At 70.7% G+C, this 15,589-nt stretch carries 9 protein-coding genes; 3 read left to right on the top strand and 6 right to left on the bottom strand.

Annotated elements, in window-relative coordinates:
* On the bottom strand, positions 1-1,674 hold a 1,674-nt coding region (locus D7Y13_RS25585), incomplete at its 3' end, for a chemotaxis protein CheA (RefSeq protein ID WP_167508775.1).
* A gap of 629 nt (positions 1,675-2,303) precedes the next feature.
* Between D7Y13_RS25585 and D7Y13_RS25580 the strand changes: the two genes are divergently transcribed.
* Both D7Y13_RS25580 and D7Y13_RS25575 read left to right on the top strand, forming a co-directional pair.
* Entirely contained in the window at positions 2,304-3,227 is a 924-nt protein-coding gene (locus D7Y13_RS25580; protein ID WP_120585218.1) for a diiron oxygenase, read from the top strand.
* A gap of 267 nt (positions 3,228-3,494) precedes the next feature.
* Positions 3,495-8,474 (top strand): hypothetical protein, encoded by a 4,980-nt coding sequence (locus D7Y13_RS25575; RefSeq protein ID WP_233595839.1) that lies wholly within the window; start codon positions 3,495-3,497, stop codon positions 8,472-8,474.
* 53 nt (positions 8,475-8,527) lie between these two features.
* Here the strand turns inward: D7Y13_RS25575 and D7Y13_RS25570 are convergent, their stop codons facing one another.
* From D7Y13_RS25570 to D7Y13_RS25555, 4 genes are all read right to left on the bottom strand, one after another.
* The gene (locus tag D7Y13_RS25570) at positions 8,528-9,151 is read right to left on the bottom strand and encodes a hypothetical protein (RefSeq protein ID WP_120536601.1); all 624 of its coding nucleotides are present in this window, start codon (positions 9,149-9,151) and stop codon (positions 8,528-8,530) included.
* Positions 9,152-9,299: 148 nt separating this feature from the next.
* On the bottom strand, positions 9,300-10,976 hold the full coding sequence (locus tag D7Y13_RS25565; RefSeq protein ID WP_120585216.1) for an amidase: 1,677 nt from the start codon (positions 10,974-10,976) through the stop codon (positions 9,300-9,302).
* A 34-nt stretch (positions 10,977-11,010) separates the two neighbouring features.
* Positions 11,011-11,838 carry a trypsin-like serine peptidase gene (locus D7Y13_RS25560; protein WP_147444453.1) on the bottom strand — a complete coding sequence of 276 codons (828 nt, stop codon included), beginning with the start codon at positions 11,836-11,838 and terminating at the stop codon, positions 11,011-11,013.
* Positions 11,839-11,943: 105 nt separating this feature from the next.
* On the bottom strand, positions 11,944-12,633 hold the full coding sequence (locus D7Y13_RS25555) for a hypothetical protein (RefSeq protein WP_120585215.1): 690 nt from the start codon (positions 12,631-12,633) through the stop codon (positions 11,944-11,946).
* 124 nt (positions 12,634-12,757) lie between these two features.
* Here D7Y13_RS25555 and D7Y13_RS25550 point away from each other — a divergent pair, with 124 nt between their 5' ends.
* On the top strand, positions 12,758-14,545 hold the full coding sequence (locus tag D7Y13_RS25550) for a right-handed parallel beta-helix repeat-containing protein (protein ID WP_233595838.1): 1,788 nt from the start codon (positions 12,758-12,760) through the stop codon (positions 14,543-14,545).
* A 27-nt stretch (positions 14,546-14,572) separates the two neighbouring features.
* Here D7Y13_RS25550 and D7Y13_RS25545 read toward each other — a convergent pair whose 3' ends face one another.
* Positions 14,573-15,490 carry a Kelch repeat-containing protein gene (locus D7Y13_RS25545; RefSeq protein ID WP_120585214.1) on the bottom strand — a complete coding sequence of 306 codons (918 nt, stop codon included), beginning with the start codon at positions 15,488-15,490 and terminating at the stop codon, positions 14,573-14,575.
* Positions 15,491-15,589 lie beyond the last annotated feature (99 nt).

The raw sequence follows: 15,589 nt of genomic DNA, 5'->3' as shown, positions 1-15,589 counted from the left end.
GAGGTCCTGCGGTGAGGTGGGGGCTTCGGGGGATTCGGAGGCGCGGTGGATGGCCCTTCGCACCAGGGAGGGCGTGTCCAGCAGGAGGCCCACGCGCCCGTCGCCCAGGATGGTGGAGCCGGAGATGCCGGGGATGCCCTGGAAGAGCTTGCCCAGGGGACGGATGACGCGCTGTCCCTCCCCCTGGAGTTCATCCACCGCCAGCCCCACCACGCCATCCGGGTGCTTCAGCACGACGACGTTCTCCCGGGCCGGCATGCCGCCGCCCAGGGAGAAGACCTGGCGCAGCCGCAGATAGGGCAGCGGCTGGCCGCGCAGCGACAGGACGCCGGAGGCGCCCGAGTCGCGCTCTTCCGCGGGGACCTCCATGCACTCCTGCACGCCCTCGATGGGGACGACGTACACCTGGTCGCCCACGCCCATGGCGAAGCCCTGGATGACGGCGAGCGTGAGGGGCAGGCGCAGGGTCAGGGTGGTGCCCTTGCCCTCCTGGCTCTGCACGGACACGGAGCCGCGCAGCGCTTCGATGTCGCGGCGCACCACGTCCATGCCCACGCCGCGTCCGGACAGCTCCGTCACCGCGGCGGCGGTGGAGAAACCGGGCTCGAAGATGAGGCGCAGCAGTTCGTCGTCGCGCAGCCGTTCGGGGGCGGCCACCAGCCCCTTCTCCCGGGCGCGCTCGCGCACCCGTTCGCGCTGGATGCCCCGGCCGTCGTCGGACAGCTCCACCACGACGCTGCCGGCGTCATGGTAGGCGCGCAGCCGCAGGTGGCCCCGGGGGTCCTTGCCCGCGGCCCGGCGTTCGTCGGGGGACTCGATGCCGTGATCCAGGGCGTTGCGCAGCAGGTGGAGCAGCGGATCCCTCAGTGCGTCCAGCACCGCGGTGTCCAGGGTGGCGTCCTCGCCCTCCAGCTCCAGCAGGGCCAGCTTGTGCTGGGAGCGCGCCAGGTCGCGCACCGTGCGAAGGTGCTGGCGGAACAGCGGCCCCACGGGGACCATCCGGACCTTCATCACCTCTTCCTGCAGCTCCTCGAAGAGCGGATCCATCTCCCGCTGCTGGGCGAGCGCATCCTCCCAGCTCGCGCCTGAGTCCTCCGCGCGCGCCAGGAACTGCGTCATCCGGCCGCGTGCGACGGACAGCTCCGCCGTGAGCGTGACGATGCGGTCCAGGCGCTCCAGGTCCATCCGCGAGCGGCCCCGCTTCACCCCACAGGACTCCGGGATGCGCGGAAGCGTGGCCGGAGCCAGGGGGGCGGAGGCGGGCACCGCGGCGGGGTGCAGGCCTGCTCCCTGTCTCAGCCGGGAGAGGTGCGCCAGGTGGACCGCTCCCAGGGAGTCCACGCCAGCGAGCGAGGCCCGGCTCAGGTCGCGCAGGTGGTCCACGGCCCCCAGCAGGAGCGACACCCGCTCCTCGTCCACGGCGACGCGCCGGTCGATCAACGCCTGGAGGAGGTCCTCCACGCCGTGCGTGTAGTCCGTCACCGCCTGGAAGCCGATGGACGACGCGGCGCCCTTCAGCGTGTGCGCTCCCCGCAGGATGTGCTGGAGCAGCGAGTCCGCGGGAGCCACCTCGAGCGCGATGAGGTTCTCTTCCATGGAGGCGACCAGGCCCTCGGCCTCGTCCGAAAAGATGCCCAGCACCTTTTCCCACTCCGCGGTTGCTTCCGATGTCATGTCCCCCGGCCCCATCGTCAGCGCACCACTCCTGTATGAGGCGGAGCGGGTTCACACACGGGGTTGTCTGGGGGGAACTTCCGGGACAGCCGCATTCGAGCGGAGGCCATGGGAACTCAGCGAGACAATGGGTGGGGACAACAACCCTTCGGGAGTACCGACACACGAACCCCCCGTCCTCACAATGAGAGCCATTGCCGTGGGGGTGGGCCGACCTCCACGAAGAGGAATGAATCCAGGAGTCAACAGTACCAAGAATGTCACCTGGAAACAATGCCACCCAAGATTTCACGCACTACCGGAATCAACAGGTAGGGCGGCTCTCTGCGCAAGCCAGACTGTACAGGTAAGGGTCCTGAAGACACCCCGCAGTCTTCAATCTGCATTACCAGAATAATCATGTTTCAGTGGAGGAATGGGGAAGTCCCGTTCCCCTTCCCACCCCCGTGTAGGCAAGCCGAGTCGTTCCAGCAGCTCCAGGAACGGCCGGGGGGATGCCCGCGGTGGGGTGGCGCGCGAGAGCCGGCAGGGTGGGCGCAATGCGACCTCAGGGAGGTTGACACCCCGCGCAACGCCAATCACCGCGACAATGATTGACGGACGGCGGGTATTGGCCGTTTGATTCGTGAATGCAAAACCAAACCCTGGAGTACCAATCCTGCATCCAGAGCTCCGAACGGGTGTCCTGGCGTCTTGATGAGCTGTTGCCCGGAGACACCACCCTCGACTTCAGCCGGAGGTTCCTCTCCGACGCGCTGACGGGGACAGAAGCCATTGGCTTCCTGAGCGCGGAGGAGCGGCTGATGCTCAATCAGATCCGCTCCAACAGCTATGCCCACCTGTTCCTGTTCCTGGAGGAATACGCCGTGGCCCTGGCATCGCAGCGCGCCGGCCTGGAGCTCCACGGGAACGCGACGCACATGCGCGCGCTGCTGCGCTTCACCGAGGAGGAGCTCAAGCACCAGCAGCTCTTCGCGCGCTTCACCGGCGCCTTCGCCCGGGGGTTCAAGGTCGTCCCGGCCCTGCTCGACAATCAGGTCGAGGTGGCCCGGGCCATCATGGCGAAGTCGAACCTGGGGGTGCTCATCTTCAACCTGCACATGGAGCTGATGACGCAGCAGCACTACCAGGAGACGGTTCGCGGCAACAAAACCGAGACGCTGGATCCGCTGTTCTGCAACCTGCTCAAGCACCACTGGCTGGAAGAGGCGCAGCACACCCGGCTCGACTTCCTGGAGGCCCAGAAGATCCTCGCCCAGGCGCCCGAGACGCTGGACGCGGCCCTGGCGGAGTACTCCGAGCTGCTCCAGGCCCTGCGGGGGACGTTGAACGCCCAGCTCGAACTGGACCTGCGGACCCTGGAGAAGGCGGTGGGGCGCACCTTCACGGACGCTGAGCGCCAGGAGCTGACCACCGCCCAGGAGCGTTCGTATGTCCGGGGCTTCATTGGAATGGGGATGAAGGCCCCCCTCTTCCTCTCCCGCCTGCGCGCATTGTCCCCCATCGCGGAGCAGCACGTCCTGGCGCTGGCCCCGACGTACTACTGCGACTGAAGCCAGTCTCGCGGGGGATGAGGGAGGTTGCATCCCCAAGCATCAGGGCCCGCGGGACGTGATTCCGGGGGGTTGGTGCGGTGCGGCTGCCCCTGGTGCCGCGCCGCAAGTCCCGCCGGGTTCCCCCCTGGGGTGACAGTGTCACCAGGGGCTGGACCCCAGCGGGGAGGGTCCCCGCTATGGTGGCGGCCCATGATCTGTCCAGCCTGTACGGAACTCCGCGCCACTGAATCCGGGGCCCCGTGTCCTGAGTGTGGCGCCACGCTCGTGCCCGCCACGGGGCAACACCTCGAGGACTTCGTGCGGGCCCTGTTGCGTCGGCGCATCGAGCGCTGGCGCTTCGACGGGTTGCTGGACTCCGTCACGGCGGAGCGACTCGAAGCCTCGCTGGAGGCGGCCCCCGAAGCCGCCTCGGCCGTGCACGAACCGATGCCGGAGCCCCCGGTGGCGCCCCCTGTCGACTCCTCGGTTCGCGCGGAAGCCTGGGCGGAGGACGTCGCGACTTCATTTCGTCACGCGGGAGAATGGCGGCCGGGTTGGGTGGCGGCGCTCGCGCACTCGCTGGACTCGGCGGCGAAGGCGGAGCGGGAGCAGGCGGAGCGACGGCGTGCGGCGGTGGTGGAGCGCCACGCGGGGGACTCCAGCGAGGACGACCTGGGCTCGGCGCTGGGTTCGGGGCGGGCGTTGTTCTCCCAGGGGCACATGGGCTCGCTGGGGGGCGGACTGGAGGCCATGGTCGCGCTCGATGAGGGCGAAGGCGCTCCCCGCCTCCATGAGTACATCTGGTGGTTCCTCGGCGCGGTGCTGGTGCTGGGCGGCTCGCTCATGGGGGTCCGCGAGGCGTGGCGGGCGCTGGGAGGCGTGCCCCGGCAGTTGATCGTCACGGGCGCGCTCTTCGGCTACCACGCGGCCTTCATCGGGCTGGGGGCGTTCCTGTCGCGGCGCTCCCTGTCGGCCGGGCGCGTCCTGGCGGGCATCGGCCTCGCGTTGCTGCCGGTGGTGTTCGTCGCGCTGTCTTCGCTGGTGGGATTGACGCCCGTGATTGGCGCCCCCGTGGCGCTGGGGGTCGCGGCCATCGGGATCATCCCCTTGAGGATCGCGGGACGGGTGTTGCACGGAGCGTCCGCCACGTCGCTCGCGGTGGCGCTGTTCCCCTCGCTGCTGGCGGGGCTTCCGCTGATGGGTTGGGACGAAGCCCCCTGGCTGCGGGCGCTCTGCGCGTCCGCGGGCGTGGTGGCGCTCGGGGCCACGGCGTGGCGTGCGCGGGCGGCGACGGGCAAGGCGCCGTTCGTCAACGCGGGCGCGGCGCTCTACGGCGCGCTCTGTCTGGCGGTCTTCGCGGTGGCGAGCGCGCCCTCCGGCTTCGATGCGCTGGAGCCGGGCAGCCCCCTGTTCGCGGGCCTCACGCTCTGGGCGATGGCGCTCGCCTCGGTGGTGGCGATGGCCGCCTCCACGGAGTCCGTCCGGGAGGCCCATCCGCGCGCGGGCCCGGTGCTCGAGACGCTGGCGCACGCGGTGGTGGCCAGTGGCGCGCTCGCGGGCGCCCTGGGCGCGTTCTCGGTCCTGCCAGGAGATGATGGCCAGGTGGACGTGGCGTCCGCGGGTGCGCCCGTGCTGGCCGCGCTGCTCTTCTTCCTGCTGGAGCCCCGACGCCGGGCGCTGGTGCATCCAGGCGTCATGGCCGCGCTGCTCGCGGGGGCGCTGCTCGCGCGCACGCTGGCCCCCACGGAGCCGACCTGGTGGTGCTTCGGGGTCGCGGGCGTGGCGTCGGCGTTGTTGCTCGTGGCGCGCATCACGCTGGCCAGCGGCCTGCGCATCCGGTTGCTGGCCTGGGGCGTCGTGGTGGCCCTGGCGGCGATGCCCGCCGTGTCGGTGCTGGCGTGGGACGGAGGGCTGAGCAATCCCTGGCCCAAGGCACTGACGGGCCTGATCATCGCGGTCGCGGCCCACGTCGCCGGAGGCTGGAGATGGCGGGGACTCCACTATCTGGGAGGCATCGCCGCGCTCTTCGGAGGGGTCGCGCTCGTCGAGGGAACGCCGTGGCTCGCCTCGAACACGGCGAACCTCGCCGTCTTCGCGCTCGCGGCGGGGCTCTACAGCCTCGCGGGCCTCGCGCAGGACGCGTGGGCGCGGCCCATCGGCCAGGGCGCTTCGCTCAAGCCCCTGGAGGATGTCTCGCTGGGAGCCGCCGCGCTCGGGGTGGCGCTGGCCCTGGGCGTCACCCCTGCCCTGCCGGAGGCACTCGCGGCGGTCGTGGGCCCGGTCGGGACGCTGCTCGCGTGCGCGCCCACGGCGCTGGCCACGGCGGTGTTGCTGCTTCGCGTGCGCAGGGAGGGCAGCCGACTCGTGGCCTTCATCGCGGCCATGGGGCTCGCGCTCGCGGTGACGCAGGGCCTGGGCACGGTCTCCGACTTCACCTCGGTGCGCGCCGCCCTCGTGGCCTCGGCGCTGGCACTCGGCTTCGCGCTCTTCGCGGCCCTGCGCGGGCGCGGCCCGGTGGCGGGTGAAGGCCCGGCTCCGAAGGGCCGCCGGATGCTGGACGTCATCCCCCTGCCGTTCGCAGCGCGAGGATGGCCGCTCTTCACGGACGGCTTCGCGGCGGCGGCGCTCGTGCAGGTCGTCTGCGCGACGCTCACACTCGTGAACTGGATTCCCGTGCCCGTCAGCGCCGAGCGGCCCGGGTTCCTGCTCGCGGGAGGACTGCTCACGGCGGTCGCGCTGCTGGCGTTCGTGTCGCGCGGCTTCGTGGCGTATGCCTTGCGCGGCTCGGTGGTGACGCTCGCCACGGGCGGAGCCTTCATCGCGCTCACGGCGGTCATCAACCGCGCGGGCCGTCCGCTCTCCCCCGACGTGAGCGCGTGGCGCCTGCCGCTCATCGGCATCGCCCTGTGGCTCCTCGCGCTGGCGACGCGGCGCTTCGGTCCGTGGCTCGGGCGGCTCTTGGAGAATCCGCGGCACGGGCCGCTCTACCATGCGGTGCCCCACGTGGGCGTGGCCGCGCTGGCCCTTGTCCTCCTGCGCTCCGCCGTGAAGGTGGGGCTGCCGGATCCGTCCTTCGCGCTCGGCGTGGTGCCCCCGCTCCTGGTGCTGGGGCCGGCGCTGCTCTGGCTGCTCCTCGCGGCCTCGTTCCGCTCGCGGCCGCTGGCCCACCTGGGCCTCCTGCTGGGGCTGCCCGGCGCCGCGCTCTGGGCCGCGCAGAAGGCCCTGCTCGGGCCACCGCTGATGGCGCTGCAACCGCCCGACGGGCAATGGGTGCTCGCCACGCCGGTGCAGCTCATGGGCCCCTATGAGCTGGACTGGCTCCAGCCCGCGACGTGGCTGGCCCCCGGGGACACGCTCTTCCTCTCCTGGCAGCGGGCCTTCGCGGGCGTCGCCGCCGCCGGGCTCGTCTACGCCGGGGCCGCCATCGCGGTGGCGAGCCTGGGCGCGGCACGCGCCTTCGTGCGCCGCCTGCTCTGGCCCACCGCCGAGGATCTTCCCGAGCCCTTCCTCCAGATCCTGCGCCAGTGGTCCACCACGGCCGTGGCGCTGGTGGCGGCGGCGGCGTTCTTCCAGCCAGGGCTGCCGTCCGCGGGGCTCGCCTTCGCCACGGGGGCCGTGCTGTTCAGCGGAGGCGCACGCAAGGCGGGGCGCATCGTCCTGGGCCTCGGCCTGCTCCTGCTCGTCCATGCCCAGGCCCACCGGGCAGCCCTCTTCGAGGCGTGGCCCGGGCCCACGCTCGCCCTGCTGGGGCTCGCGGTGGTGACGCTCGGTCCGTGGGTCACGCGACGGCGGGGCATTGATGCAAGCCAGACGCGGCTGCGCACGCAGTTGTCCTCGCTGCCCTTCCTGCTGACGGCGACGGCGTACGCGCTGGCCGTGACCGCGGAGCCCTGGACGACGCTGGCCGTCCCCGGCCTCCTCTGGAGGATGCTCCAGGGCCTGGGCGGAACATGGATGGTCTCCCCGGCCTACGCCCTGACGCTCGCGCTCATCGCCACGACGTTGCTGGTGGGGGCATTCCAGTGGCGGGGCGCGCTCGCGGGCTTCGTCGCCAGCACCGCGACGATGCTGATGGGAGGCGCGGTCCTCTGCGCGCTGATGACCGCCATCGTCATCGATGCGAGCGGATCCGGACAGGTGCCGGGCTACCGGAGCCTCTTCACGGTCTCTGGAGCGGCGCTGGCCCTGGCCGCCGCGGGGAGTGCCCTGGCGCTGCACCTCGCCCACCGCGTCACCACGCGGCGCAGGAGCGACGTGGCGGGCGGCATGGGCTGGGGGCGCGACCTGTGGCTCGTGGCGACCGGCTTGCTGCTCGCCATCGTCGCCGTGAAGGGCCGGGCACCGGAGGAGGCCCTGCCCCTGGCCCTCGCGGCCATCGGGCTGGCGGTGGGCGTGTCCCTGCACTGCGCGTGGCGCGAGCACACGGGACGGCACGTGTACTTCGTGCAGGTGGCGGTGGTGGGTGTCTACGCGCTGGTGCGCGGCCTGTACGCGCAGGGCCTGCGCCCTGAACACGATGCGCTCTTCGCGCTGTCGCTGGGCTTCGTGCTGGTGGGCGTGACGGTGCTGGCGCGCAGGGCGGGCGTGCAGCCCGTGGAGCGCGCGACGCGGCGCTTCGCGGCGCTGCTGCCCATTGGCATGGCGCTGGTGCTGCCCGGGGACGCGACGGGCGAGGCCGCCCTGCTCGCGGGTGGCTCCGGCCTGCTGTACGCGGCGCTGGGCGCGGTGGAGCGCAGCCGGATGTTCGGCGCGTTCGCGGCGGCCGCCTGCAACCTGGCGCTGCTCATCGCCGCGCTCGCGTTCGGACTGGAGGGCCTGGAGGTGTACCTGGCCCCGCTCGGCCTGCTGTTCCTGATGATGGGGCAGCTCTTCACGTCCAGCCTGCCCCAGGCGGCCCGCAACGCGGTGCGCATCCTCGGGGGCCTGCTGCTGTACGTGCCCGCGGCGGCGAAGCTGGCGATGCGGATGGGCGAGTCGGAGGACGGGACGTATGCGCTCGTCTTCGGGGCCGTGTGCCTGCTGGGCGTGGCGCTGGGAATGGCCTTGCAGATCCGCGCCTATCTGGCGCTGGGCACGCTGTTCCTCACCCTGGACGTGGTGGCCAACCTGCTGGACGCGGGGCTGCGGGACCACCGCATCGGCTTCCTGGTGATGACCCTCACCGGGCTCACCATCGTGGGCGGCCGGGTGATGGCGACAATCAAGCGCCAGGAATGGGAGCTCCTGTTGCGGCGCGTGCGCGTCCAGCTTCGCGGCTGGGATTGAGGAGGCCCCGGGCGGGTGCGCGCCAAGGCAGGCACCCGCCGCTCAGGCATGGCTCACTGCACGACTGGCGCGCGGAACAGCTCGCCTTCGCTGCCTTCCAGCACCAGGGTCCCCTGGTCCGAGCTGCCCACGCGCAGGGACGCACGCGTCTGTCCTCGGCGATCCACCAGGCTCAAGCCGGGCATGCCGTGCTCGTCCGCGCCCAGGATGGCGCGAGGACGTCCATACGCATCCGCCAGCTCCAGCCGTGACGAGCCATCCACCTGGAGCCCCACGGAGAACAGGTCCACGCCTCCGGACTTGGACAGCGTCAGACGGGGGGCCTCGTCCGAGAACACCATGAGCTCGGCCAGCGCCTCGCCTTCCGCCGTGGAGAAGCGCAGGCGGGGCGAGTCATCCGCGCCCACGCCCAGCAACGCCCGGGGCCGGCCCGCGCTGTCGCGCAGCACCAGGGCCGCCGCGCCGTCCTTGTTCGTGTCCAGCGTGGCCCGGGTGCGGCCCTGCGCATCCTGGAGCACCAGCCGGGACGCGATGACTTCTCCGGACGACAGCGCCGGGTCCCGCAGGGCCGCGGCCCCCAGGCCCAGGACGGCCAGGGTGAGCGCGGCGCAGGTGAGCCCCTGCCACCGCCGGATGCGAGCTTCCAGCCGCTCCATGCGCGCGTCGGTTGAATCCATCCCGGTGTCGCCTCCTGTCCGCGCCACCCTGGCGGGACGAAGACGAGGCTAACAAATGCGGCCCCTGCACGGGCTTTTCCGCTCGGCCGTGATACCCCGTCCATCGCGGGGTGTGGAGGGCCCGACGTTCCGGGTCGGGCCTACGCCGTCAGGGCAGCACGCTCACATGGACAGCAGGCGTGCGGCGCTCCGTCGCGCGCTCCACCACGCGCCCCAGGCGCAGCAGCAGGTGCTCTTCATACGGACGCCCCATGAGGTGGATGCCCACCGGCAGGCCCGCGCGGTCGAAGCCCGCCGGCACCGACAGGGCGGGGCATCCCGTGAGGTTCGCCAGCCGGATGAAGCGCATCAGCGCGTCCACCACCGGCAGGTTGGATTCGCCGTCGGGGAGGGTCGCTTCGGGAATGGCCGGGGCGGTGGTGGCCGTCGTCGGGGTGATGATGACGTCCACACCCGCCATGAGGGTCAGCAGCTCCCGGGTCAGCCGGTGCCGGTGTCGCAGCGCATGGACGAAGTCCGTGGCCCGGAAGCGACGCCCGAGCGCCAGGTTGGTGCGCGAGTCGAGGCCGAACACCGACGCGCGGGCCTTCAGTTGGGGAAGCATCGCCTCCGTCATCTCACTCAGGATGATGCAGCTGTGCGTCCAGAGGATCGTGTTGAGGTCGGGCGGAGGAATCTCCACCACCGTGGCGCCCGCGTCGGTGAGGGCCCGCACCGCCTCCCGGCACCGGGCCACCACGTCCGGGTCGGCGTCCTCGAAGTGGGGGGTGCAGAGCCCCAGGCGGAGGCCCTTCAGCGCGCCGTCCTCGTAGCCGGACAGGTGGTGCGGGGGTTGCTGCCGCGCGACGACGTCCTGCCCGTCCGGCCCGGAGAGAATCGCATACATCGCCGCGACGTCGTCCACGGTGAGGCCCATGGGGCCGACGTGCGCCACGTTCCAGCACAGCGGGGGCACACCCGTCTCCGGGATGCGCCCCCAGGTGGCCTTGAGGCCGACGATGCCGCAGAGCGCGGCGGGAATCCGGATGGAGCCTCCGCCATCCGCGCCAATGCTCAGCGGGCACAGGCCCGCCGCCACCACGGCGCCAGACGCGCTGGAGCTTCCGCCAGTGATGTGGCCCCGGTTCCACGGGTTGCGCGCGGCGCCGTGATGAGGGTTCAACCCGATGGGGTTGATGCCAATCTCATTCATGTTGGCCTTGCCCAGGATGACGGCGCCCGCGGCCTTCAGGCGCGCGGCCACGGTCGAGTCGGCGGCCACCACCTCGTTGCGGAACGTCGTGCCCAGCGTGGTGGGAAAGCCGGCCAGGTCCACCTCGTCCTTCAAGACGACGGGCACGCCATCGAGCACACTCAAGGGCCTGCCGGCGCGCAGTCGCTCCGCCGCCGCCTCCGCGGCCCGCAGCACCTCGTCGGGCTTGCGCGCGATGAAGAGGCCCAGGCGGTCCGCTCCACCGTCCAGGCGCTCGATGGCCTCGTGGAGCTTTCGCACCACGGTGACGGGGTCCGTTCCGCCGTCGCGGTAGGCCCGCGCGAAGGCAGCGACCGTCTCCCGCTTCGGCGCCAGGGAGGACGCGGCGACGGCGCGCGCGGCCTGCTCCTGGGGTGTCTGGGATTCCGTCGGCGGCGCGCCGGGCGGCAGCGGGTATTGGATGGGCGGCGCATCTCCGGCGGACAGCTCACGCCAGGTGTCGATGCCGCTGTCGCGCAGCAACTTCTCCACCAGCACGGGCCCGACTCCGCCCCGCTCCAGCGTGTTGACGAAAGCCTTGAGGGCCACGCCTGAAAGACGCGGCGCCTTCACCTGGGGGCGTTGATAGGACATGGGCGCAGCCTACCGCGATGCGCCCGGCCCCGGGCTATTCCATGGCGCTGACGTAGGCCACGGTGCCCGAGTGATCGATGTTGCTGTTGTCGTAGGTCGCGTGACCGTAGCCGCTGCCGTCCTTCGCCTCGGCGAACTCGTTGGGCCAGCCGCCGCCCGTGAAGATTCCCAGCACCTTGCCCTTCCAGAACACGGGCGAGCCGGAGTTGCCGGAGACGCCGCTGAGCCAGGTGTCGAAAGAGCTGCGGTCGCGGTGGGGATTGGCGTTGGCGACCGTGCCTTCGGTGTACTTCATCGGCTGTCCCAGGGGGTGGCCCAGCATCTGGATCAGATCGCCGTTCGCCACCGTCCTCGCCTCCGCCGAACTCACCTGATCCAGGATGAGCTTCGTCTCGAAGTAGCCCTCGATGGTGAGTATCGCCGTGTCATTGGCGGTCATCTCGCGCGCCTTGATCTTGTAGACCTTGTAGGTGAAGGAGGAGCGGCTGCTCGACTTCCGGTAGTACCCCGTGACGAAGCGGAGGTCGGTCACCTTCGAGTCATCCACCTCTTCCATCAGGCTGATGACGTTGTGGCCGGCGGTCGCGATCTGGCTGCGGTTGTAGACCCACCCCGTCCCGATCATCCACACCGCGGGTTCGTTGGCGAGCGCATCACTCAACCGGCCGCCCTTGAGGCCTTCCGGGTAGTGGGGTTGGCTGAAGTATTTCTGGGACGTGCTCAACGTGAGGCCGGACGCGCCAATGAACTTCTGCCCCTGGATGCAGAGCAACCCCACGGAGTCCGCCAGGTCGGTGATGGAGGAGGACTCACCCGCTGCCTGATAGATGTCCGCAGGGTAGTTGCCATTGAAGATCGCCATGCGGCCATCTTGTTCCCGGGCCTGCGTCCGCACCAGCCTTCCTGGCGTCCCGCCACGACCGAGACAGTCTCCCAACCCGATGCGTCGGGGAGCAATGCGCCAGGACTACCGCGTTGCGCGGAGCGTCAGTCGAAGGGGGAAGCGCTCTTCGATGCCGGGCAGGAACAGGGGCCGCCCTTCACGCGCGGCCTGGATCGCCTTGCGGAAGTCGAGGTCGCCATAGGCATCCAGCACCGACGGGTCGAAGCTGTGGACTCCATCCCCGACCCCTTCGTTCTCGATGTCCGGCACGAGTGATTCATAAAGACCCAGCGGTGAATAGACCAGGGACTGGACACCGCCCTCGGCGTACATCCCTGCGGTCGTCTCCAGGAAGGTCGCCCTCGCCTGGATTACGCCCGTGGCCACGAGTGCGGCATTGCGGTCCCCATACTGGCCGAAGAGCTCTCCTTCGACGCGCACCGAACCTTCGACGAAGACCCGCGCCCCGTTGCCGAACGACAGGGTCCGCGCTTCCAGGTCGCCCCGGACGACCACGAGGCCGGGCAGATAGTCGTCCGTCCACAGGTGCAGATGGCCCGTCGTCCTGAGCGGGCCTTCGACCAGGACGACGTAGGGGCCGTTCCCCGTTTCGAGTCCCTCCGGAACATCAAGGCCCGCGTCGAAGCGCCGGACAACACCAGGGGAACGCTCGAAAATGTCGAGCTCCGGTGCCCAGCGATGCGAGCGCAGACGTGCGCGGACCTCCAGGAGGGTCGTCGCTTCACCCAGTTCGTCGAGTCGGTTCGGGGGCATGAGGCACATTCAACACGAGATTACGGCTCGCGGTCCGCCATCTCCTGGGCACGGGCGAATTCGAGCAACAGGTTCATTGCCCTTCTGTACCGCGTCGGACCAAGGTTGGCTGAAGGAAACCCCCATGACCTCTTCATTCTCGCGTTGGGCCTGTGTTCTTGGATTGCTCACGTCGGTGGCCTGCTCTGACAGTCCCCCGGACGACGTGGACCCGGTGGATGGGGGCAACGTCACCGATGGCGGAAGCACCGATGCGGGAGGAGGCAGCGACGCGGGAGGAGGCGGCGACGCGGGCTCAGGCGGCGGAGCCGATGCCACGGTGGCCGGCGCGACGAGTCTGCCCTTCCCCACGCTGCACCACCTGACCGTGGAGTGGGCGTTCAGCGGAGATGCCAACGCCAATGGCGTGGTGACGGTCCGCTACCGGATCGCGGGTACCACCGTCTGGCGCGAAGCACTCCCGCTGCGCCGCGTGGCTGCGGGCAGCAACGAGGGCTTCAGTTGGGCAGGCCGTCATTCCGGCAGCGTGTTCGACCTCCAGCCGGGAACGACCTACGAGCTGGAGCTGACGCTCACGGACCCCGACGGCGGGACGACCACGCGCACCACGAATGCCACCACGCGTCCGTTGCCGGTCCCCATGGCGAACGCCCCCATCAAAGCAGTGACGCCCGCCACGTTCGCCAGCGTCGCCGCGAGCGCCCAACCCGGGGACATCCTCCAGTTGGGCGCGGGGACCTATGCTGGCTTTGATTGGTCCCGCAGCGGCACCGAAGGAAAACCCATCATCGTCCGGGGGACCACTGGGGTGGTGATCAACGGCGCCATCAACGTCTTCACCCAGGCCTACGTCCACCTGGAGGGGCTCACCGTCAACGGGCGCATCCGGTTCAACGGTTCGAAGCACATGGTCATCCAGCGTTGCGCCATCAACGCCAGCAGCACCTACGGCGGCGACGGCATCGTGACCTTTACCCGCGCGGAGAATGCATACATCGCGGACAACGTGGTGACGGGCCTGACGCAGTGGGCGGAGGCGTCGCTCGGCGTCAGCGGGGACAACCTGGGCGAGGGCATCGCCGTCACCGGTCCGGGGCACGTCATCCTGCACAACCGCGTGACGGGGTTCCGGGACGGCATCTCCCTCCTGGAGGACGATGAAGCCGTGGATCAGTTCAGCATCGACATCCTGAACAACGACCTGACCGGCAACGCGGACGATGGCATCGAGGCGGACTTCTGCTTCCACAACTGCCGCATCGTCCGCAACCGGCTGACGAACAACTTCATCGCGGTGTCATCGCAGCCGGGGCTGGGCGGACCTACGTACTTCGTCCGCAATGCCATCTACAACGCGGTGCACGTGGCCTTCAAACTCTACCGGGGCAGCACGGGGGACGTGCTCCTGCACAACACGGTGGTGAAGCATGGCGACGCGTTTGGCATCTACGCGGGGCGCCCGGTGGCGCACCTCTACGCACGCAACAACCTCTTCCTGGGAGGACCCGGAGGCACCTTCAACGGGTACAGCAGCGGCACCGGACGGGTGTTGCACGTCCCCGACCTGGAGGTCGCCACTTCGAGCCTCGATCATGACGGTGTGGGCTCCACCACGGACACCCTCACGGGCCGCCTGGGGGCCAGCACGTTCAGCAGCCTCCAGACCCTGCGCACCGGCACGAGCGAACAGCACGCCGTGCAGGTGGACCTCACGGCGTTCGCATCCACGGTGGCGTATCCCGCCGCGCCGCTGACGCTCTACGCGAAGCCCGACCTGCGGATCCGCGCGGATTCCGCCGCGGCGAACGCAGGCCAGCCCCTGCCGAACATCAACGAGGGCTTCACCGGACTCTCGCCGGACCTGGGGGCGTTCGAAGCGGGCGTGGACCTCCCCGTCTACGGCCCGCGCTGAACCGGGAAGGCTTCACCGCTGGTGCGCTCAGGGCACCAGCAGGGCTCCGTCCGACAAGGCGACCTCCGCCCCGGCGCCTCCCAGGCCGCCCCAGATGAACAGGGATTGGCCTGTCCACACGCCGGCATGTCCCGACCGCGCCGACGGGGCCCCCTGGGTGCGCAGCGGGGTCCAGGTGTCGCTGGCAGGGTCATACGCGGCGCCATCCGCGCACGCGCCACCGTTGCCGCACTTCGAGGAGGCGCCACCCCAGACCCACATCCGCGTCCCCGTCCACACCGCGACGTGTCCGGTGCGGGGCGTGGGAGCCCCCTTCGTCGACAGGGGTGACCACGCGTCACGCCGGGGATCATACCGGGCCCCGCCCTCGCAATAGCGCGGCCCGCCGCAGCCCAGCCCGCCAAAGACAAGCATCTCCGTGCCGGTCCACACCGCCGTGTGCGCCCAGCGGGCCTCGGGTGCTCCCTCCGAAGCCAGCGGCCGCCAGGTGTCCGTCGCGGGTGAGTACGCCGCGCCATCGCCCAGGGCCACGTCCACGGAGGCACCACCGCTGCCGCCCCAGACAAGCCATTCCTGCCCCGTCCACACCGCGGAGTGATAGCGGCGTGCCACGGGCGCTCCGGTCCCAGACAGGGACTTCCACGTCCCGGCCTCCACGTCGTACCGGGCGCCATCCCCCAACACGCGGGCCTGCTGGGGTTCCTCTCCGCCCCACACCAGCATCCCCTGCTCCGTCCACGCCGCCGTGTGCCAGCCGCGAGCGGAGGGCGCGCCCTGGCTGGGAAGCGCGCTCCAGGTATCGGTGTCCGGTGCGTAGGCCGCCCCATCCCCACAGGGGAGCTGGGGCCGCTCGCCGCACCCCACGCCTCCCCAGACGAGCATGCGCTGGCCGGTCCAAACCGCCGTGTGCAACGTGCGCGCGGCGGGAGCCTTCAGGGACGACATCGGGGTCCAGCTCCTGGAAGATGCGGCTGCGGCGCGTGTGCCGCAGCGTCCACAGGCGGGGCACCACCGTCACGCCGTAGCGCCGACGCTGGGGACCGG

Source organism: Corallococcus praedator (assembly GCF_003612125.1).
GTDB lineage: Bacteria > Myxococcota > Myxococcia > Myxococcales > Myxococcaceae > Corallococcus > Corallococcus praedator.
This window is presented reverse-complemented; position numbering and strand designations above follow the sequence as displayed.

What these genes read in the sequence shown, in the direction of transcription:
- D7Y13_RS25580 (WP_120585218.1), top strand. Translation starts at nt 2,304, where the DNA reads ATGCAAAACCAAACCCTGGAGTACCAATCCTGCATCCAGAGCTCCGAA.
- D7Y13_RS25570 (WP_120536601.1), bottom strand. Translation starts at nt 9,151, where the DNA reads ATGGATTCAACCGACGCGCGCATGGAGCGGCTGGAAGCTCGCATCCGG.
- D7Y13_RS25565 (WP_120585216.1), bottom strand. Translation starts at nt 10,976, where the DNA reads ATGTCCTATCAACGCCCCCAGGTGAAGGCGCCGCGTCTTTCAGGCGTG.
- D7Y13_RS25560 (WP_147444453.1), bottom strand. Translation starts at nt 11,838, where the DNA reads ATGGCGATCTTCAATGGCAACTACCCTGCGGACATCTATCAGGCAGCG.
- D7Y13_RS25555 (WP_120585215.1), bottom strand. Translation starts at nt 12,633, where the DNA reads ATGCCCCCGAACCGACTCGACGAACTGGGTGAAGCGACGACCCTCCTG.
- D7Y13_RS25550 (WP_233595838.1), top strand. Translation starts at nt 12,758, where the DNA reads ATGACCTCTTCATTCTCGCGTTGGGCCTGTGTTCTTGGATTGCTCACG.
- D7Y13_RS25545 (WP_120585214.1), bottom strand. Translation starts at nt 15,490, where the DNA reads ATGTCGTCCCTGAAGGCTCCCGCCGCGCGCACGTTGCACACGGCGGTT.